This window comes from Alcaligenes sp. MMA, from assembly GCF_020907215.1.
Lineage (GTDB): Bacteria > Pseudomonadota > Gammaproteobacteria > Burkholderiales > Burkholderiaceae_B > Alcaligenes > Alcaligenes aquatilis.
On record NZ_JAJJPP010000003.1, the window covers coordinates 308,018 to 326,671 of the forward strand.

At 56.3% G+C, this 18,654-nt stretch carries 15 protein-coding genes; 5 read left to right on the forward strand and 10 right to left on the reverse strand.

Annotation, left to right across the window (positions count from 1 at the left end):
* The first annotated feature begins 8 nt into the window (after positions 1-8).
* Both gatA and gatB read left to right on the forward strand, forming a co-directional pair.
* On the forward strand, positions 9-1,529 hold the full coding sequence (gene gatA, locus LNA76_RS13980; protein WP_108728528.1) for an Asp-tRNA(Asn)/Glu-tRNA(Gln) amidotransferase subunit GatA: 1,521 nt from the start codon (positions 9-11) through the stop codon (positions 1,527-1,529).
* Positions 1,529-2,986 carry an Asp-tRNA(Asn)/Glu-tRNA(Gln) amidotransferase subunit GatB gene (gene gatB / locus LNA76_RS13985; protein ID WP_108728527.1) on the forward strand — a complete coding sequence of 486 codons (1,458 nt, stop codon included), beginning with the start codon at positions 1,529-1,531 and terminating at the stop codon, positions 2,984-2,986. Before gatA ends, gatB begins: the two co-directional genes overlap by 1 nt.
* Positions 2,987-3,077: 91 nt before the next feature.
* Here gatB and pyrE read toward each other — a convergent pair whose 3' ends face one another.
* Both pyrE and LNA76_RS13995 read right to left on the reverse strand, forming a co-directional pair.
* Positions 3,078-3,752: an orotate phosphoribosyltransferase gene (pyrE, locus tag LNA76_RS13990; RefSeq protein WP_094197776.1), complete on the reverse strand. Its 675-nt coding sequence runs from the start codon at positions 3,750-3,752 to the stop codon at positions 3,078-3,080.
* A gap of 53 nt (positions 3,753-3,805) precedes the next feature.
* Positions 3,806-4,696 (reverse strand): LysR family transcriptional regulator, encoded by an 891-nt coding sequence (locus tag LNA76_RS13995; protein ID WP_094197777.1) that lies wholly within the window; start codon positions 4,694-4,696, stop codon positions 3,806-3,808.
* Positions 4,697-4,898: 202 nt separating this feature from the next.
* Here LNA76_RS13995 and LNA76_RS14000 point away from each other — a divergent pair, with 202 nt between their 5' ends.
* From LNA76_RS14000 to LNA76_RS14010, 3 genes are all read left to right on the forward strand, one after another.
* On the forward strand, positions 4,899-5,300 hold the full coding sequence (locus LNA76_RS14000) for a DoxX family protein (RefSeq protein ID WP_094197778.1): 402 nt from the start codon (positions 4,899-4,901) through the stop codon (positions 5,298-5,300).
* Positions 5,301-5,357: 57 nt separating this feature from the next.
* On the forward strand, positions 5,358-6,167 hold the full coding sequence (locus tag LNA76_RS14005) for a DODA-type extradiol aromatic ring-opening family dioxygenase (RefSeq protein ID WP_230019288.1): 810 nt from the start codon (positions 5,358-5,360) through the stop codon (positions 6,165-6,167).
* A gap of 72 nt (positions 6,168-6,239) precedes the next feature.
* Positions 6,240-7,034 carry an exodeoxyribonuclease III gene (locus LNA76_RS14010; protein WP_094197780.1) on the forward strand — a complete coding sequence of 265 codons (795 nt, stop codon included), beginning with the start codon at positions 6,240-6,242 and terminating at the stop codon, positions 7,032-7,034.
* Between the two features lie 24 nt (positions 7,035-7,058).
* On the opposite strand, the gene LNA76_RS14015 is transcribed toward LNA76_RS14010, so the two are convergent.
* From LNA76_RS14015 to LNA76_RS14050, 8 genes are all read right to left on the reverse strand, one after another.
* Entirely contained in the window at positions 7,059-7,388 is a 330-nt protein-coding gene (locus LNA76_RS14015; protein ID WP_094197781.1) for a c-type cytochrome, read from the reverse strand.
* A 192-nt stretch (positions 7,389-7,580) separates the two neighbouring features.
* The gene (gene nirK, locus LNA76_RS14020; RefSeq protein WP_094197782.1) at positions 7,581-8,726 is read right to left on the reverse strand and encodes a copper-containing nitrite reductase; all 1,146 of its coding nucleotides are present in this window, start codon (positions 8,724-8,726) and stop codon (positions 7,581-7,583) included.
* Positions 8,727-8,955: 229 nt separating this feature from the next.
* Positions 8,956-9,420: a MarR family winged helix-turn-helix transcriptional regulator gene (locus tag LNA76_RS14025; RefSeq protein WP_094197783.1), complete on the reverse strand. Its 465-nt coding sequence runs from the start codon at positions 9,418-9,420 to the stop codon at positions 8,956-8,958.
* Positions 9,421-9,549: 129 nt separating this feature from the next.
* The gene (locus LNA76_RS14030) at positions 9,550-11,325 is read right to left on the reverse strand and encodes an acyl-CoA dehydrogenase (protein ID WP_230019289.1); all 1,776 of its coding nucleotides are present in this window, start codon (positions 11,323-11,325) and stop codon (positions 9,550-9,552) included.
* Positions 11,326-11,327: 2 nt separating this feature from the next.
* On the reverse strand, positions 11,328-12,698 hold the full coding sequence (locus LNA76_RS14035) for a spinster family MFS transporter (protein WP_230019290.1): 1,371 nt from the start codon (positions 12,696-12,698) through the stop codon (positions 11,328-11,330).
* A 69-nt stretch (positions 12,699-12,767) separates the two neighbouring features.
* Complete coding sequence (locus LNA76_RS14040) at positions 12,768-14,891, reverse strand: acetate--CoA ligase family protein (RefSeq protein ID WP_230019291.1); 2,124 nt, start codon at positions 14,889-14,891, stop codon at positions 12,768-12,770.
* Between the two features lie 89 nt (positions 14,892-14,980).
* On the reverse strand, positions 14,981-15,820 hold the full coding sequence (locus tag LNA76_RS14045) for a p-hydroxycinnamoyl CoA hydratase/lyase (RefSeq protein WP_094197787.1): 840 nt from the start codon (positions 15,818-15,820) through the stop codon (positions 14,981-14,983).
* A 264-nt stretch (positions 15,821-16,084) separates the two neighbouring features.
* Positions 16,085-18,364, reverse strand: a complete 2,280-nt coding sequence (locus LNA76_RS14050; RefSeq protein ID WP_230019292.1) for a nitric-oxide reductase large subunit — start codon at positions 18,362-18,364, stop codon at positions 16,085-16,087.
* Between the last annotated feature and the right edge of the window lie 290 nt (positions 18,365-18,654).

Below are 18,654 nucleotides of genomic sequence, written 5' to 3' on the forward strand. Positions count from 1 at the left end.
GCAAAACCATGTCTTTTACCCCTGAATTCGCGACTATTGCAGCGCTGCGACTAGCTCTGCAAAACAAAACCGTCAGTGCCCGCGAGCTGGCCCAGCAAGCCCTGGACAACAGCGCCCGTCAAAAAGAGCTCAATGCCTTTGTTCAGCAAGACGCCGCCCTGACCCTGGCACAGGCCGATGCCGCCGATGCCCTGATTGCCCAAGGCAAGGCCGGTCCACTGACCGGCATCCCGATCGCCCACAAAGATTTGTTTGTCACCAAGGATTGGCAGACCACCGCCTGCAGCAAAATGCTGAAAGGCTATGTCAGCCCCTTTGACGCGACGGTGGTGACCAAGCTGCAGGCAGCCGGTGCTGTCTCGCTGGGCAAACTGAACTGTGACGAGTTCGCCATGGGTTCGCGCAACGAAAGCTCGGTATTCGGTCCCGTACGTAACCCCTGGGATCACACCATGGTGCCCGGTGGTTCGTCAGGTGGTTCCGCCGCTGCGGTGGCCGCTGGTCTGGTAGCTGGTGCAAGCGCAACCGATACCGGCGGCTCGATTCGCCAGCCTGCCGCCCTGTGCGGTGTCAGCGGCATCAAGCCCACCTACGGCACGATTTCCCGCTTTGGCATCATTGCTTACGGCTCCAGCCTGGATCAGGCCGGCCCTATCGCCCGTAATGCCCGCGACTTGCTCGATCTGCTGGAGACCATGTGCGGTTTCGACCCCCAAGATGCTACCAGTCTGGAATTTTGCGACGATCAGCCCAATAACGGCGCGCGGATTCGTCAGCAATTTGAACAGCAACAGTCGCAGCAAGAAGCCCAAGGCAGTCAGCCACTGAAAGGCCTGCGTATTGGTGTGCCCGCCCAGTTCTTTGGCCCCGGCCTGGACCCGGTCGTTGCCGACGCCATCGAAGCCGCCCTGAAAACCTACGAAAGCCTGGGTGCAGAACGCGTCACCGTGCAGCTGCCCCTGACCGAGCTGTCTGTCCCTACGTATTACGTCATCAGCCCCGCTGAGGCCTCAACCAACCTGTCACGCTTTGACGGTGTACGCTTTGGCCACCGCGCCAGCCAGTACACCGACCTGAACAGCATGATCTCGCGTTCGCGCTCGGAAGGTTTTGGCCCTGAGGTGGTGCGCCGCATTCTGGTTGGCACTTACGTGCTCTCGCACGGCTACTACGACGCCTACTATCTGCAAGCCCAACGCGTACGCCGCATGATTGTGGACGACTTCCAAAAAGCCTTTGAACAGTGCGACCTGATCCTTGGCCCCGTCACACCGGCCCTGGGCCGCAAGCTGGGTGCCACCATCGAGGACCCCACTACCGACTGGCTGGGCGATGTCTACACACTGGGCGTCAGTCTGGCTGGCCTGCCCGCTATGTCCATTCCTTGCGGCTTCAGTAACGATGAGCGCCCCTTGCCCATCGGCCTGCAAATCATTGGCAACTACTTCCGTGAAGGCCAATTGCTGGCCTTTGCCGACCGCTTCCAGCAAGTCACCGACTGGCATCAACGTCAACCAGGACAACAATAATGGAATGGGAAATTGTGATCGGGCTGGAAACCCATACCCAGCTCTCGACCGAATCCAAAATCTTCTCCAGCAGCAGCACCCGCTTTGGAGCCTTGCCCAACACGCAAGCCAACGAAGTCGATATGGCCCTGCCTGGCGCGCTGCCCGTCTTTAACCGTGGTGCTGCCGAACGGGCGATCCGTCTGGGTCTGGCCGTTGGTGGCCACATTGCGCCACGTTCCGTGTTCGAGCGCAAAAACTACTTCTACCCTGATCTACCCAAGAACTACCAGATCAGCCAGATGGAAATCCCCGTCGTCAGCGGCGGCACAGTCAGCTTCATGCTGGATGGCGAAGAAAAAACCATCAATCTGACACGCGCCCACCTGGAAGAAGATGCCGGTAAATCCCTGCATGAAAACTTCCGTGGTCCTTACGGCGAGTCCAGCACCGGGATCGACTTGAACCGAGCAGGCACTCCGCTGCTGGAGATCGTGTCCGAACCTGAAATGCGCTCGGCTGCTGAAGCCGTGGGCTATGCCCGCGCCTTGCACAGCCTGGTAGTCTGGCTGGGTATTTGCGACGGCAATATGCAGGAAGGCTCGTTCCGCGTCGATGCCAACGTATCGGTGCGCCCCAAAGGCCAGAAAGAATTTGGCACCCGTTGCGAACTGAAAAACATCAACTCCTTCCGCTTCCTGGAACGTGCCATTCAATACGAAGCACGTCGCCAGATCGAACTGATCGAAGACGGTGGCAAGGTCATTCAGGAAACCCGCCTGTACGACTCGGATCGCGATGAGACCCGCAGCATGCGCAGCAAGGAAGATGCACACGATTACCGCTACTTCCCCGACCCTGACCTGCCACCTCTGTTTATCAGTGAAGAATGGATCGAGCAGGTTCGTCAGAACATGCCTGAACTGCCCGCCCAGAAACAGGCCCGCTTCGAGCAAGAGTTTGAACTGAGCCGTTACGACGCTTCGCAACTGACGGTAGACCGCGCCACTTCCGACTTCTTTGAAGCCATCTTGCAAGCAGGTTCCAGCGCCAATGCCAAACTGGCTGCCAACTGGGTGCTGGGCGAGCTGTCGGCTGCCTTGAACCGTGAAGAAATCAGCATCGAACAGTCCAAAGTCAGCCCGGCACAATTGGCTCAGCTGATTGCCCGTATTGCTGACGGCACCATCTCCAACAAGATTGCCCGCGATGTCTTTGCGGCGCAGTGGGATGGCGAGCTCAATGGCGATGTAGATGCCATTATCGACGCCCGTGGCTTGAAGCAGATCAACGATGTGGGTGCCATTGAGGCCATGGTGGACGAAGTACTGGCCGCCAACCCCAGCATCGTCGAACAACACCGTGCCGGTAAACCCAAGGCCTTCAACGCCTTGGTCGGTCAGGTAATGAAGGTTGCCAAGGGCAAGGCCAATCCGCAGCAAATCAATGAAATGCTCAAGCAAAAGCTGGACGCTTAAGTCCGGACTCTGCGCTTAGCGGATACAAAAACACCAGGCCAAGGCCTGGTGTTTTTTTTACTACTGAATCCTGCTTAACAAACGCGGGAGATCAGACGCCGTAGCGATCACGGTAGGCTTTCACCTGGGGAGCATGAGCGGCCAAGGTCGTATCGTCTGCCAATACCGCCATGATGTCAGCCAGCGAAGCAATGCTGATCACGGGAATACCGTAAGTCTGTTCCACTTCCTGCACAGCAGAATGTGCGGACAGTTCCTGGTCATTACCAGCGCGTTCCATGCGATCCAGAGCAATCAGCACCGCAGCAGGCTCTGCACCCGCCGCCTTGATGATCTGCATCGATTCACGCACGGACGTACCCGCTGTGATCACATCATCAATAATCACGACCTTGCCTTGCAAGGGTGCTCCCACCAGGGTGCCGCCTTCGCCGTGGTCTTTGGCTTCTTTGCGGTTGAAGGCAAAGGGCACGTCACGATCACCAATTTGAGGATGCTCAGCCAGGGCAATCGAGGTCGCGGCAGCCAAAGGAATCCCTTTGTAGGCAGGCCCGAACAGCATGTCAAACGACACGCCCGAATCCAGTAAAGCCTGGGCATAGAAACGGGCCAGTTGACCCACACTACGTCCCGTATTGAACAGGCCGGCATTGAAGAAGTAAGGACTCAAACGGCCAGACTTGACCTTGAATTCCCCAAAGCGCAGCACTCCCTGTTCCAGGGAAAAGCGCACAAAATTGCGACGATTATCGTTAGTAGCCGACATGACAGAGTATGAAAAAGATAGAGACGAACAGCATTTTAGCGTGTTGTGCGCCATCACTTGGCAGGTTCGGCCAGTTCTTCTAACAAGAAGTCGATAAAACTGCGCACTTTAGGTGTCAAATAGCGACGACTGGCATAGACAGCGTGCAGTTGTTGCCGCTCTTCGGTGTAATCAGGTAGCAAGCGAACCAAACGACCACTGTTCAGATCATCCATGACCAGCCACTGGGGCAAATAGGCCAACCCTGCTCCGCCCAAAGCGCTGTAATAGGTCAGGTTCGTGTTGTCCGAGCGCATAAAAGGATTCAGGCGCAAGGACTCCGGCCCGTCCGGCCCTAACAGCTCGAAGCTGGGCTGCTGCAAATAACTGGGACTGATAGCAGGCAAACGCATCACCTCAGCACAGTTGCGCGGCATGCCGTGCTGGGCCACAAACGCCGGGCTGGCCACTAGATGAAAAGGCATGGGGCAAATAAGACGCGCAATCTGATGCGGGGCAGGCTCACGCATCACCCGCAGAGCCAGATCAAAACCTTCCGCCACCAAATCCACTTTGTGATTGCTCAGGCTCATGTCCAGAGTCACTTCCGGAAAGCGTGTTTGGTAATCGTGCAACAACTGCGCCACTTTGCGATTTGCAAACCACACCGGAGCCGTCACCCGCAAGGCCCCTTGCGGCTGATGCCCTGAACCCGACAAAGCCTGCTGCCCGCGTTCCAGGGTATCGAGCGCCTGCAGGCAATAGTCAAAGTAAGTCTGCCCCAATTCTGTCAGACTCAAACGACGGCTGCTGCGATGGAGCAAGCGGGTGCCTAGCTGTTTTTCCAGATTGGCCAGGTGTTTGCTGACCATAGGCGCTGACATGTCCAGACGTTGCGCCGCCGCGGCAAAACTGCCCGCCACCACGATCTCTCTGAACACCCGTAAACTCTGAATCGTATCCATACTTTCCTAATAAGAAAGTAACTAATGAAAATAGGCCTGTTTATTTCCTGATAGTAATTGATTAATCTAAAAAAAGTGCCAACCCGATGCCTGTCTGGACCTTGAACGGGCGGGACCAGCTCCAGGCTGACATCGAAACGATGTCACTGCCCCGGGCCAGGTGCTGTTTTACCGATACTGTCAACTTTCCAAAGGAAAACACATGAGCGCCCTTACTTCCAGCTGGACTCCTCGCATCCTTAGCCTGCTGCGCTTTGTCACAGGCTATTTACTGCTGACACACGGTACTGCCAAGATCCTCGGTTTCCCCAAAGTAGACATGTTTGCCAACCTGCAGATCACCTCTCTGTATGGGGTTGCAGGCATCCTGGAACTCGTTCTGGGCGGCTTGCTGGTGCTTGGGCTGTTTTCTCGCTTTGCAGCCTTTGTTGCATCGGGCCTGTGCGCGTTTGCTTATTTTATTGGTCACGCCACCTCCAGTACCTTTGCCACTCCAATTCTCAACGGCGGCGAAGCGGCGGTTCTGTTCTGCTTTGTGTTCCTCTATCTGGCTTTTGCTGGCCCGGGCCCCTGGAGCATTGACGCAGGTCGCAGCAAAGACTGATTGCCCCACTCAACCCCTTAACCCCTGCCTCTATCTGGCGGGGGGCAGGAGATCATCATGACAATGCCCACCTATTTCATTTCGCACGGTGGCGGACCCTGGCCCTGGATCTCCGAGGCACAAACCATGTACGCCCCGCTGCGTACTGCCTTGCAGGACATTCCACGCCAGCTGGGCCGCACGCCCAAAGCAATCGTGATGGTCTCCGCCCACTGGGAAGCCCAACAGGCACATTTGCTGGTCGCAGCCGCAGCACAACCGAGCATGGTGTACGACTACTATGGCTTTCCACCCCATACCTACGAGATCCATTACCCTGCACCGGGCGATCCTGTATTAGCCCAGCAGGTCTGTAACCTGCTGGAAGGCGCTGGCCTGCCCACTCATCTGGATATGCAACGCGGCTTTGACCACGGCGCCTTCGTACCGGCTTATGTCATCTACCCGCAGGCCAAAGTGCCCATGGTTCAGTTGTCCATTCACGCCAACTATGACCCGGCCCTGCACTACGCCATGGGCCAAGCCCTGGCCCCCTTGCGGGACGAGGATGTGCTGATTATTGGCAGCGGCCTGAGCTACCACAACCTGCGCAATATGGGACCCGGTGGTGTGGAGCCCTCGGCCCAGTTTGATGCCTGGCTACACCAGAGCCTAAGCCTGGAGGATCCCACTGTTCGCCGTCAGGCCTTGATGGATTGGGAACAAGCTCCGGCGGCACGTATTGCCCATCCGCGCGAGGATCACCTGGTCCCCGTCATGGTGGCTGCCGGGGTCGCACGTGGCGATACCGCGCATCGCTTTCACCATGAAACACACGCCTTTGGTGGCTTGACCGTGTCCAGCTACCGCTTTGGCTCGGCCACGTAACAAGCTCTGACGGCCACTGACATACAGGCAGGTTACGGGTTACAGTGCTGACGCTATAAGGAGAATTGCCACGTGTTACGCGTCACCTCGTTAAACGTCAACGGTATTCGGGCTGCTTTTCGTAAAGGCCTGCCCGCCTGGCTGGAAGCCCAGAAACCTCATATTGTCTGCATGCAGGAAATCAAGATCAGCGAGCCTGATCTGACCCCCGATCTGACCCACCCCGGTCAGTATCACGGGCATTTCCACCACGCGCAGAAAAAAGGCTATAGCGGCGTAGGCCTGTATCTGAATCACAAAGCGGAAAATGTGGTCGAAGGGATGGCCTGCGAGGAATTTGATGCCGAAGGCCGTATCATTCGCGCCGACTGGCATGACCTGAGTGTCATCAGCGCCTACCTGCCCTCCGGTTCGTCGGGCGACGAGCGTCAAACGGCCAAGTACCGCTTTCTGGATCATTTTGAGCAGTGGATTAATGGCTTGATGCAGGAGCACCGTGATACTGGCCGCGAATTCATCATTTGTGGTGACTGGAATATTGCACACCACGAAGCCGATCTGAAAAACTGGAAAGGCAATCTGAAAAACAGCGGCTTTCTACCTGAAGAACGTGCCTGGATGACAAAAGTGCTGGACGAGCTGTCCTGGGTAGACGTGTATCGCAGCCTGCATCCCGATACCACCGACGAGTGCTACACCTGGTGGAGCAACCGCGGCCAGGCTTGGGCCAAAAATGTGGGGTGGCGCATTGATTATCAAATTGCCACCCCAGGTATTGCTGCCAAGGCGCGTCATGCCACGGTCTATAAAGAAGAGCGTTTCAGTGACCATGCGCCCTTGACGGTTGATTACGACTGGAGCTTGTAAGCCCAGTCTGAGAAGGTCAGCGCCTTAGCTGCCCTTCTCAATCATGTAGCGCACCACACTACGCAATTGCTCGTCCGTGGCTTTGGGGGCAGCACCACGCGGTGGCATGGCGCCCTTGCCATTGATAACCACTTCCATCAAAGCGTCTTCGCCTTGAGCAATCAAGGGCGCCCAACGAGCCTTATCACCCAGGCGGGGCGCATTGGCCATACCGGATGCGTGGCAGACCATACACGACGATTTATATAGTTTGAGGGCTTCGTCGGAATCGGCATGTGCTGCAGGAACAGCGGCCAACAAGAGTAAAGCGGCCATTGCAGATGACATCATGGTGGCGGGGCTATAGATTCTCATGGTTTTACCCTTTAAACAGTCGGCATGAACACATGCCCGGCTGATACTTCGTTTGCAGAACAAGGGACCTGGTTTTCAAAGTCCATACCCCCTGCTTGTTCTTGGCTTGTTTACGATACTGCCTGCAAGCCCGGACGGAATTGATTCGTACTCCTGTTCCTCAATTCCACGCTCCGGGCACCAACTCCTGCCTTAAGCCTTGATCGGGCCGGGAGGGCTGACTTGTTTCATCAAGTCATCGTTCCAGTCGCCTTCGACCAGGACGTGACCTGCGGCGCCCAGCTCCATGGCTTCGATCAGGTTGTGGTTCACGTAGGCGTACACTCCAGGCTGCTTGAAGGTGTAGAGCGCCACACCGGCCGAACCGCCACGAATGAACCAGGTTTCCAGGTTCTTGGCGGGTGGGTCATCAAATTTACCCAGTTCCCAAACCCAGTCACCGTGCCCCCCGATCAGGTGTGGTCGCGTATCGCGGTTGGCCTGCGAGTGAATGAACAGCACGGTTTCACCCACTTTGGCCTTCATGGCACCGTCACCCATCAAGGCACCGACCTTACCGTTGAACACCACATGGCTGGGGATCAGGCCACGCATGGCTTCCAAGGTATCACCGTAGCTTTCCGCCGATGAACCATACTTTTTAAAGTTACCCTTTTCATCACGAGGGATGTAGAGGTCAAACTCACCAATGCTGTAGACACGGTCGTAATGCAAGGGGTTACCAGCCGAGTCTTTCAGGCCGTCGCGTGGCAGCACCATGACGGTACCGTGCATGCCCTGAACCACGTGCCAGGCAACCGAGCCTTCTGGTGCGCAGTGGTAAATGAAGGTACCGCTGCGGTCGGCCTTGAAACGCAGTGTGGCTTGCTCCCCAGGGTTCACGTTGGTCAGCTTGGCACCGCCCAGCGCACCGGTCGAGGCATGAAAGTCGATATTATGCGGCATGGTGTTGGTGGCCGGGTTCACCAGGGTCAGCTCCAGGTAGTCGCCTTCATGAACCACCATGGTAGGACCGGGCATGGAATCGTCGAACATCATGGCGTGCATGGTGGTGCCGTCACGGTCAACCTCGATTTCGCGCTCGGAGATGGTCATGCGAAATTCCACGACACGCGGCTCGGGACCCACTTTTTGCTCGTGTTTATGGACCATGGGAGGCGCAACCAGATCCACCTTGACCCGTTCCAGCTTGGCGATCTGCTCTTCTGTACGTGCAGCCAGCCAGGGCGCATTCTTTTTGGGGGCGGCTGTTTCGCGGGCTTGTACTTGCGCCGCCAACAAAGTGGTTCCTGCGGCCACACCTAGGCCAGCACTTTTCAAGAAATGACGACGTTCCATACTACCTCCGGTTTGATCCAGGCGTAATGCCTGCTGATTAAATAGTTGATTGCTCTAACAGTTACAGGATGTATTTGAACGCACTTAATCTACGCCATCTTTGTTGCAGCGCAAGCATTGGCGATGCGCACAAAAAAAACCGCCTCAACGGCGGTTTTAAAAAATACCTGTTAACGATACGCCGCAACCCGATCCGCAAGGATCGTCTGCTCAGCCATTCTGCAACTGATCAGCTTTCGCGACTCTCTTGGACGGCCATCAGTTTGTCCAGGGCCGAGAACAAATGGCGCCGCTCGGTAGCGGTGAGAATCTGTTCCAATTCCTCCTCCAATTTTCCGACCTGCTCTTCAGCAGGCAAGAGCAAAGTCTGGCCTTGAGCAGTCAGATGCAATTGCTGCAAACGTCGATCACGCGGGTCTGAATGGCGTTGGATCAAACCACGCTTGACCAGACGCTCGACCACCGGCACCAGATTGGACGGCGAGATATCCAGCGTTTCACCCAATTGGCGTAAATAGATTCCCGGATTGGCATCGAGCAAGATCAAAATAGAAAACTCGCTGGGCTTGAGATCATGCTCGGCAACACGATGCGCAAACAGCTTATGAATATGAATTTCCGTACGCGTGAGGCGATAGCCCAGAAAGCGCAGAAGGCGCGACTGGTCAACAGCGGATTCGAGAGCACTGTCCATGAGTTGGTGTCTGACTAAAAAGAGAAAAACGCCAGCAAGACAGTGTCGACATACTATCGACACCATCCTGAGCGGCACACCGTTGATCGGTGCAGACATCAATCATAGAACATAGACCTGTAAACCGTCTCAGACGAGCTTTTGCATGGGCACTGTGCGTGCCGCTGTCGCCTCTATCCTGCTCAAATAATAGCGGGCGTCCAGCAAGCCATGATCAAAGAAATAATCAGCACTGGCCACCTTACGCTCACACAAGCTGGTATCGGCCTGCAAGCGACTGACCCGCCCTGCCCGTGCCCAGGCAAATGCCATACACACGGTACCGACCAAGCGCAGATAATCCTCCGCACACCACGCCAGCACTTGCGTATCGTGTTGAGCACGGGTGCACAAATGGGTCGTCACTTCGTGCAGATGGTCGCTCCACTGCCTTAACGCTTTGCCCCACGGACAGTCCGCCATCGCACTCAGGCAAGCATCCGCCTCCCCGCGCCAGGTCTGGAGCAAAGGTTGCAAGGCCTCGGGGCCCACGGCAGCAATCTTGCGCTGCAGCAGATCCAGCGCCTGGATCTGGTTGGTTCCTTCATAAATCATGGCAATACGCACATCCCGAAGCGTTTGCTCAATACGATACTCATGCACGTACCCATAGCCGCCAAAAACTTGTAGTGCGTCGCTGGCCAGGGCAAAGCCCCGCTCTGTAAAGAACGACTTGACGACCGGTGTCAGCAAAGAGGCCAGACTCAGCGCCTGAGCCTGCTCGTCGCCCTCTGGCAGGCTCTGCGCCAAATCAAGCTGATGCGCTGTCCACGCCGCCATCACCCGCATACCCTCCGTCCAGACGCGTAAGTCGGCAAGGATGCGTTGCATGGCAGGATGATGGGCAATAGGGTCCGCTGCTCCCTTGGCCGTTGCCGGGCGAGGTTGCACCCGCATCTGATGACGTTCGTGAGCATAAGTGCGTGCCAATTGCCACGCGGCTTCTGCATGCCCCAAGCCTTGCAAGCCAACATGCAAACGAGCCGAATTCATCATGACAAACATGGCAGCCAGACCTTGGTGCGGCTTGCCAATCAACCAGGCCTGGGCAGCCTCGAAACGCATCGTACAAGTAGCACTGCCCTTGATACCCATTTTCTTCTCAATACCATCGCAATAAATCGTATTGGGAACCAATCCCTGTTCCTGGGGAATCAGGCGTGGGGCCAGGAACAAGGACAGCCCCCGTGTACCGGCAGGGGCATCGGGCAGACGTGCCAGCACCAGATGAACGATGTTCTCGCTCATATCCTGATCGCCACCAGAGATGAAAATCTTGTTGCCATGCAAGCGGTAGGAACCATCTTGTTCGGGCAGTGCCTGGGTACGTAACAAACCCAAATCGGAACCGGCTTGTGGTTCTGTCAGGCACATCGTGGCCAACCAACGCCCGCTAACGATAGGCGGCAGATAGGTGCGACGAATGTAATCATCACCATGAGCATGCAAGCAGGCGTACGCACCATGCAAAATTCCCGGATACATGGCCCAGCCGTGATTGGCCGATGCCAGCATTTCATGCAAGGCCGTATCCAGCAACTGAGGCAGACCCTGGCCGCCCACGCTGGGATCGCAGGCCAAAGCAGGCCAGCCCGCTTCCACAAAATCGGCATAGGCTTTAGCAAACCCGTCTGGCGTCAAGACCCGTCCGTGCTCCAGACGACAGCCTTGCAAGTCCGCTGGCCCATTGAGCGGGGCCAATACGTCAGCACAGAAGCGTCCGGCCGCCTCGAGCACCCTATCTGCCGTTTCCTGATCCAGCCCCTGGTGCGCCGACAAACGGCACCACTCTTTTTCCGCCTGTAAGCAATACTGCTGCACAAACCGGAAATCCTCCAAGGGGGGCTGATAATGTGATGCTTGCATACTTAAATCCTCTCTTGCTGCGCCAAACCGGCGACCAATTGACGATAAGGGCCAATCGCCCGGGCCAGGCACACGACTGACAGCAAGGCCGCCAAGGCTGAGACCAAACCCAATGACAACCCTACTTTCTGCTCGTCATAAAAAATAAAGTCCGTGAAAAAAGCGACCAGAAACGGGCCCATGCCCAAGCCAATCAAATTGATCAGAAGCAGATAAATCGACGTGACCTGTCCCCGCAATTGATTGGGCGTAATCGCCTGCAAGATAGGAGGAGCCAAGGCAACGGGCATCCCCAGAAAGAAGGTCGTTGCTGCCACCGCTACCAACGCAAACTCAGCCGAAGGGGCAAAGGCCAGCGCCACGCCAGTCACGATCAGAACGCTGGTGGCGATCAAGGAAATAAGGATCGAGCCTACCAGCTTGCCGCGTGCGGTCAGATGATCAGCCAGAAAGCCACTAACCAGCATGCCCCCAATCCCAAATGTCAAAATAATGACCCCGTAAGCTGGGCCAATTTCACCCGGAGTCCAGCCCCACTGGCGGATAAAGGTAGCGGGCAGCCAGGCCGTGACGCCAAACGTGATCATGGCGGTCAGCCCCGGAGCCAGCAGCAGTGGAAAGTAGGCCCGTTTATGACGCAGCACATAGCGCCAATCCGGGGCGCAAGCCGATCCGGTACGCGCGGTTGGGCTGGCCTCTTTCAGGCCCCGCCGCACCGGCTCCCGCACCGTTAGCATCAGCAGAACAAGGGGGATACCGGGCAAGGCCACAAAGATGAAGGCCGCCTGCCAGGGTTTGAAGCTGCCCAGCAGCGGAAACACCAGCGTCCCTGACTGGCTGGTCGCCTCAATGACCAGCCCACCCACAATGAAGGCAGTCGCCGATCCTATATAGACCCCCGATGTATAAATACTCATGGCACGGGCCCGGCGCTCGGGCGCAAAGTAATCGGCCAACATAGAATAGGCGGCCGGAGACAGGGCGGCCTCGCCAATGCCCACGAACATGCGGGCGACAAAAAGCGATGCGAAACCAGTCACATAGCCCCCTGCAGCAGTGGCCAACACCCACACCACCATTCCGATCACAATCAGGTTGCGGCGATTCCAACTGTCTGCCAAGCGGCCCAGAAAAATCCCAACAAAGGTATAGAAAATGGCAAACGCAAAACCGTGAACAATACTGAACATCCAATCTGACAGATGCAGATCCTTTTTGATGGGCTGCACCAACAGGCCCAAGATCTGGCGATCCACAAAGGACAGCGTATAGGCCAGCAATAAGACAATCGTGACGTAATACGCATAGCCCAAGGTCGAAGGCTCGGTGGAAGCGGGCACGCGTACACGGCCCGGCAAATAAGGCAGGCTCAAGGCAAGCTCCTGTGAAGGATGGAGAAAGGAATTAAATGGGCTGGCATGAACAGCCAGCCCTGGTGGACCTCAGCCGCTTTGACCCTGAATCAGCATCAAGGCATCTAATGCAAGCACACCTTGAGCTTCGGGCAACACAATCACCGGATTAAGGTCTATTTCACGAATAGCAGGCGTGCCACGCAACACCTGCCCGAGGCGGACGATCAGCTCGGCCAATGCCTCACGATCAAGCCTGGGGGAGCCTCGATATCCATGCAACAAGGCCGCTGCCTGCAACTGATCGAGCTCATGCAATACCTGCCTTACGGACAGATCAGCATCCAGCAGACGAACATCACGCATGATTTCCGCCGTAACTCCTCCCATACCTACCAAAATGACCGGCCCCCATTGCGGGTCCTGACGCGCCCCTACAATCATCTCCAGGCCACGCCGTCCCATGGCCTCTACCAGCACACCATCCAGGACAATATTGCCGTCGTAGTTGGCCACACTGGCATGCAGACGCGTCCAGGCTTGCTCTAAAGATGGCCTGTCGCCAACGTTAAGAATGACACCGCCTGCATCACTCTTGTGGCTTAACTGCGCAGACTGAGCCTTGAGCGCAACAGGCCAACCCAGCGCCTGGGCGACCTCTACCGCCTGCTCCAGGCTAGTAGCCAGTTCTCCACGAGCAAATGGTATGCCCGCTTGGGCCAGGATTTGCTTGGCCTGATATTCAGGCACAACGGTGCGATCTGCCGGCAAAGCTAAGGCTTTGGGTTCACTGTGACTGCTTTCAAAACGGCGTGCTTGCAACGCTGTCAACCGTTGCACGGCGCGCAAGGCCCGTTCGGTACTGGGGAAATACGGAACGCCCAGGCTGCGCAGTTGCTCAATGAACTCGGGTGGGACAGCCGCCCCCTCATCCAATCCGGCCAGCACCACGGCTTTACGGGGACGCAAATCGTGTATGGCTCGCAGCACCGGGGGCATTTTGATGCCGCAGGTCACCGCATCGCCCTGAATCAGACCAATGACAAGGGTGGAGAAGCGTTCGTCCTCCAGCAACGCCGTCAAGGTACGGTAATAAAGATCCGGATCGACCAAACCTTGTGCCGTCAGGTCCAAGGGATTGCTCACACCCACAAAACCGGGCAACACCGCCCTTAGCTGCGGCGAGTCCTGGTCACTGATCAACGGCAGATCCAGTTGCAAGGCCTCAGCCCAATCCAGGGTCAAGGCTTTGAAGGCGCCTGACTCTCCCAGAACCGCTACGCCCGCAGCCGGCAAGGCCGGACAACGAATGGCAATCTCGGCGATATCACCTAGCTCTTCCAGTGTTTCTGCAAAAACAGCACCCGCACGCTCCATCTTGGTGCGCATCAAGGAGTAGTCGCCAGCCAGAACCCCGGTATGTGTGGCCGCAGAAGCGCGAGCCGCACTGCTTTTGCCTGGATGAAGCAGGACAAGCGTCTTGCCCTGACGACGTGCCTGGGCCACGGCTGCCAGCATGCGCTCTGGATGACGAAATTGCTCGACAATCATCGCAATAACGCGGGTATGGCTTTGTTCCAGCAAGAACTCCACATAATCTTCCGCAACACTGGCCGCCTCATTACCCGTTGAGACGGCGTAGGACAAGGGCAAGTGACGGCTGGACAAGGTGGTACACAGCACCGTCATCATGGCACCGCTTTGCGACACCACCCCGATGCACGGTTGCTGCGCGCAGGTCTTGTCGCGAATATCCACTTGCACAAACGTCAGTGGCACACCTTGCTGATAATTGATGCTCCCCAGACAGTTAGGCCCTTCAATCACCATGCCTGCCTCAGTCGCGATTCGAGCAATCTCGCTTTGTTCGGCTTGGCCCTGCTCTCCGGCCTCGGCAAAACCTGCCGAGAAAATGATCGCCGCACCGACACGCCGCTTGGCCAGCGCACGAATGGTATCCAGGACGGCCGTTTGTGGAATCGCCAAGACAGCCACATCCACTCCGTCAGGAAGCTGTTCAACGGATGCCAGGCAAGGGCGGCCTGCTATCTGGGCGCGCTTGGGATTGATCAAGTAAATCTCACCGGCAAAACCGTTGCGTTCCAGATTACCCAGTACCGATGCACCCAGTGCGCCGGGTGTGGCAGACGCGCCCACAATAGCAATGGAACCGGGCTTTAACAGCCGTCCGATATCCGGCCGCTGAGCGGCCACCCTCTGTGTCCTTATCACTGTTGTCTCCCATTGGGTGATGTCAGCTCTCCTTCAGACCAAGGAGGCTGCCTCCCCTGCTGTGCCGTTTATCAGGCTTTTTGTTTGGAAAGGTCGTAGGTTCCCAGGCCAGGCTTGTATGTTTTATCGTCCAGGAACTGACGCATACCCTCTTTGCGGCCTTCGTTATCGAAACTATTGGCTGCTTCCTGAACTCGCACCAGATAATCTTCAGCATTGTCGTAAGTCATTTCCCGCACACGACGAATGGCATCTTTGGTGGCCTTCAAGGCAATCGGGTTCTTTTGCAGCAAGGTTTGCGCAACCTGCGTCACGCGCTCTTGCAAGCTCTCCAAGGGCAAGGACTCATTGACCAGCCCCCACTGGGCTGCCGTACGCCCGTCGATGTTCTCACCCATCATGGCGTGATACATCGCATTACGGAACGACAAAAGCTCGACCGCAACCTTCGAGGCACCACCACCGGGCAAAATACCCCAGTTGATTTCAGACAGGCCAAACGTGGCCTCATCAGCGGCAAACGCCAGGTCGCAGGCAAACAAGGGGCCGTAGCCTCCACCAAAGCACCAGCCATTGACCATCGCAATCGTCGGTTTCTGAAACCAACGCAACCGGCGCCACCAACCGTAACTTTCACGTTGCGCCTTGCGCGTCCCTTCCAGGCCTGTGGCCTCGGTCTCCCGGAAATACTCTTTCAAGTCCATGCCGGCAGTCCAAGCCGAGCCCTCGCCACTGAGCACCACGACACCCACGTCCTCACGGAACTCCAGCTCATCGAGTACACGCATCATCTGACGATTCAGTTGCGGACTCATGGCATTGCGTTTTTCGGGACGATTGAATTTCACCCAGGCGATACGGTTCTCTACCGTACAAGACACGGTTTGCTCTTCTGTGCGTTCAATATTCATCAGCCTTCCTTGCTCTTGTGAAACTGGATCTCTATCCAATTAATTTGAATCAATAATTATTATGATAAATAACTATTATTGATCATCACAATACAGCGTTAACCCTAGGTGTTCGCAAACACAATCCACACAGCCTGACAAAACGGCCACCAGCTTGGCGCTCGTACTCGGAGCACACCAGTCCCTCCAACATAAAAAAACCGCCCGAAGGCGGTTTTCTTGTCGATGCGCTCTCATAGAAAAAGAGAGCGCCAGTAAAAAAGATCAGGATGTTTTGATGGCACCGACTGCATTGGCCGGCGTTATCCGACGCCGTGCAGAGATACGTACCCAAACCTGCTGGAACACGATCAAGGCACCGGCAATAAAGACGACGTCACCCAAGGTGCGCCACCAACGCAAAGATTGCAGGATGGGCTGCTGCATGAACTCTTCGCTGCGGGCGTACCACATGCCTTCCGAAATGCTGGCCCAAGCCTGAATAATCCCGGCAGGCAGCAAGCTGACGAACATCATCAGCACCAGACCACCGTTCAGCGCCCAGAAGCCCCAGCTCATCACACGGTCGTTATAGCGAACCTCGGGCGAGATATAACGTACCACCAGCAAGACAAAGCCCAGAGACAGAAAGCCATACACACCAAACAAGGCAGCGTGTGCATGCAGTGGTGTCGTGTTCAGACCCTGAATGTAGTACAGCGAGATAGGTGGGTTGATCAGGAAACCAAACACACCAGCACCGAGCATGTTCCAGAAGGCCACGGCCACAAAGAACATGACGGGCCAACGCAAATCGCTCATCCAGCCGGCTTGTTTCTGCATTTTCCAGTTATGGAAGGCTTCGTAACCCAACATGATCAAAGGCACCACTTCCAACGCACTGAAAGAAGCACCAATGGCCATGATCGGAGTGGTCGTACCCGAGAAGTACATGTGATGCAAAGTACCCGGCACCCCGCCAACCAGGAACAGCGAGGCGGCAGCCAGACCGGCAATGGTGGCACTACGCTTGGAAACCAGCCCCAAGGTCAGGAAGATAAAGCCCATGGCAACCGTGGCAAAGACCTCAAAGAAACCTTCAACCCACAGGTGAACCACCCACCAGCGCCAGTACTCCATGATGGTGATATTGGTGTGCTCGCCGTAGAACAGGCCAGTCCCGTAGAACAGGCCAATGGCCACGGTAGAGATGGTCAGCAGGACCAGCAAGTGGTTGTCGCCCTTGTCTCGACGCAAGGCAGGCCACATGCCACGCAGCATCAGCAACAGCCAGAAAGCCAGACCAATGAACTTGATGATCTGCCAGAAACGCCCCAGATCCAGGTATTCGTAGCCCTGGTGACCAAACCAGAAGTTCAGCTCGGGAGGCAGGATGTTTTTGATAGTCAGGAAGTTACCGGCAAAAGAACCAATAAAGAGCACAACCAGAGCACCGAACAGGACGTCCACACCCAGGCGCTGGAACTTGGGATCCTCGCCCCCGTTAATCAAGGGCACCAGAAACAAGCCGGCGGTCAGAAAACCACTGGCAATCCACAAGAGAGCTGCCTGAATATGCCAGGTACGGGTCAGGGAATAAGGGAACCACTGCGACACGTCTATGCCATAGAACATCTGGCCTTCAACCGTGTAGTGTGCGGTAAAGCCCCCCAGGAAAACCTGGATGACAAACAGGGCAACCGTCAGGAAGGCATATTTTTTCAGGGCACGCTGTGAAGGGGTCAGGCGGAAAGCCAGAACCGGGTCGGTAGCCGGGGCAACAGGGGCTTCCTCTTCTTTATGCGTAAAGGCCCAGATCCAGACCAGCAGGCCAATACCGGCCAGCAAGAGCACGATACTGACGATGGACCAGACGATATTGGCCGTAGAAGGATAGTTATCCACCAAGGGCTCGTGCGGCCAGTTGTTGGTATAGCTGACGGTGGTGCCAGGACGATCAGTTACCGTGGCCCAGGACAGCCAGAAGAAAAAGCGGGTCATGTCCTGACGGCGCTGCAGCTCTGGCAAAGTGTTGTCCTTCATGGCAAAGCTCTCGCGGCTGGATTTCAGCTCGGGCGCGTCACCAAACAGGTCAATGTAGTACTGGGAGGTAGTGTCGATGGCCTTGGCGCGACGTTCACTGATCTGCAGCACGCCCGTCGCTTCATCAATGCGGTTAGGACGGTATTCGTCCTGCAGTTCCTGCCGCAAGGTGGCCTGCTGACTGGATGTCAGCTGATCATAGTTCAGCGAGTAGGTTTGCTGGGCAGCCAAATCCAGCCAGGCCAGAGCCTCGCGGTGCAACCAGTCGGCACTCCAGTCCGGTGCCTGGTAGGCCCCGTGCCCCCAGATCGAGCCCAGTTGCATACCGCCGGTACTTTGCCAGGCGGACTGGCCACGATGTATCTGTTCCTGTGAGGTAAATTCACGGCCATCCGGTGTGACTACCTTGACCGGCATGGGGGGTGCCTGACGATACACCTCCACACCTGTCCATCCCAGGATGGCAAAGGTGACCATGGTGACTGCCACCAGGGACCACCATAGTTTTTTATAGCTACGCATTTTCTTCTCCGTCTCGCTGATGAATCAAACGACCCAATCCAAACAGGTCCTGGCAGGACCCAGTTACCTGGTCAAAACCTGTTTGGGTACGGCCCCGGAACGGGGGACGGACCGAAGTACACGCCTTGTAGCGATGTTCTGCTAAGTCGGGGGTCATGTCATAGTCCTTAAAAATGTATGACAAGACCTCTAAAGCAAAGACCGTGCCAAGTCCAAGACGACATAGATCAATGGTTTGTCACCATCCTAGGTATAAACTACCCCAACAAAACTGGGTATTTTTCACCATA

Bases quoted from the DNA above. Each gene is read 5' to 3' on its own strand.
- gatA (WP_108728528.1), top strand. From the start codon at position 9: ATGTCTTTTACCCCTGAATTCGCGACTATTGCAGCGCTGCGACTAGCT.
- gatB (WP_108728527.1), top strand. From the start codon at position 1,529: ATGGAATGGGAAATTGTGATCGGGCTGGAAACCCATACCCAGCTCTCG.
- pyrE (WP_094197776.1), bottom strand. From the start codon at position 3,752: ATGTCGGCTACTAACGATAATCGTCGCAATTTTGTGCGCTTTTCCCTG.
- LNA76_RS13995 (WP_094197777.1), bottom strand. From the start codon at position 4,696: ATGGATACGATTCAGAGTTTACGGGTGTTCAGAGAGATCGTGGTGGCG.
- LNA76_RS14000 (WP_094197778.1), top strand. From the start codon at position 4,899: ATGAGCGCCCTTACTTCCAGCTGGACTCCTCGCATCCTTAGCCTGCTG.
- LNA76_RS14005 (WP_230019288.1), top strand. From the start codon at position 5,358: ATGACAATGCCCACCTATTTCATTTCGCACGGTGGCGGACCCTGGCCC.
- LNA76_RS14015 (WP_094197781.1), bottom strand. From the start codon at position 7,388: ATGAGAATCTATAGCCCCGCCACCATGATGTCATCTGCAATGGCCGCT.
- nirK (WP_094197782.1), bottom strand. From the start codon at position 8,726: ATGGAACGTCGTCATTTCTTGAAAAGTGCTGGCCTAGGTGTGGCCGCA.
- LNA76_RS14025 (WP_094197783.1), bottom strand. From the start codon at position 9,420: ATGGACAGTGCTCTCGAATCCGCTGTTGACCAGTCGCGCCTTCTGCGC.
- LNA76_RS14030 (WP_230019289.1), bottom strand. From the start codon at position 11,325: ATGCAAGCATCACATTATCAGCCCCCCTTGGAGGATTTCCGGTTTGTG.
- LNA76_RS14045 (WP_094197787.1), bottom strand. From the start codon at position 15,820: ATGAATATTGAACGCACAGAAGAGCAAACCGTGTCTTGTACGGTAGAG.
- LNA76_RS14050 (WP_230019292.1), bottom strand. From the start codon at position 18,364: ATGCGTAGCTATAAAAAACTATGGTGGTCCCTGGTGGCAGTCACCATG.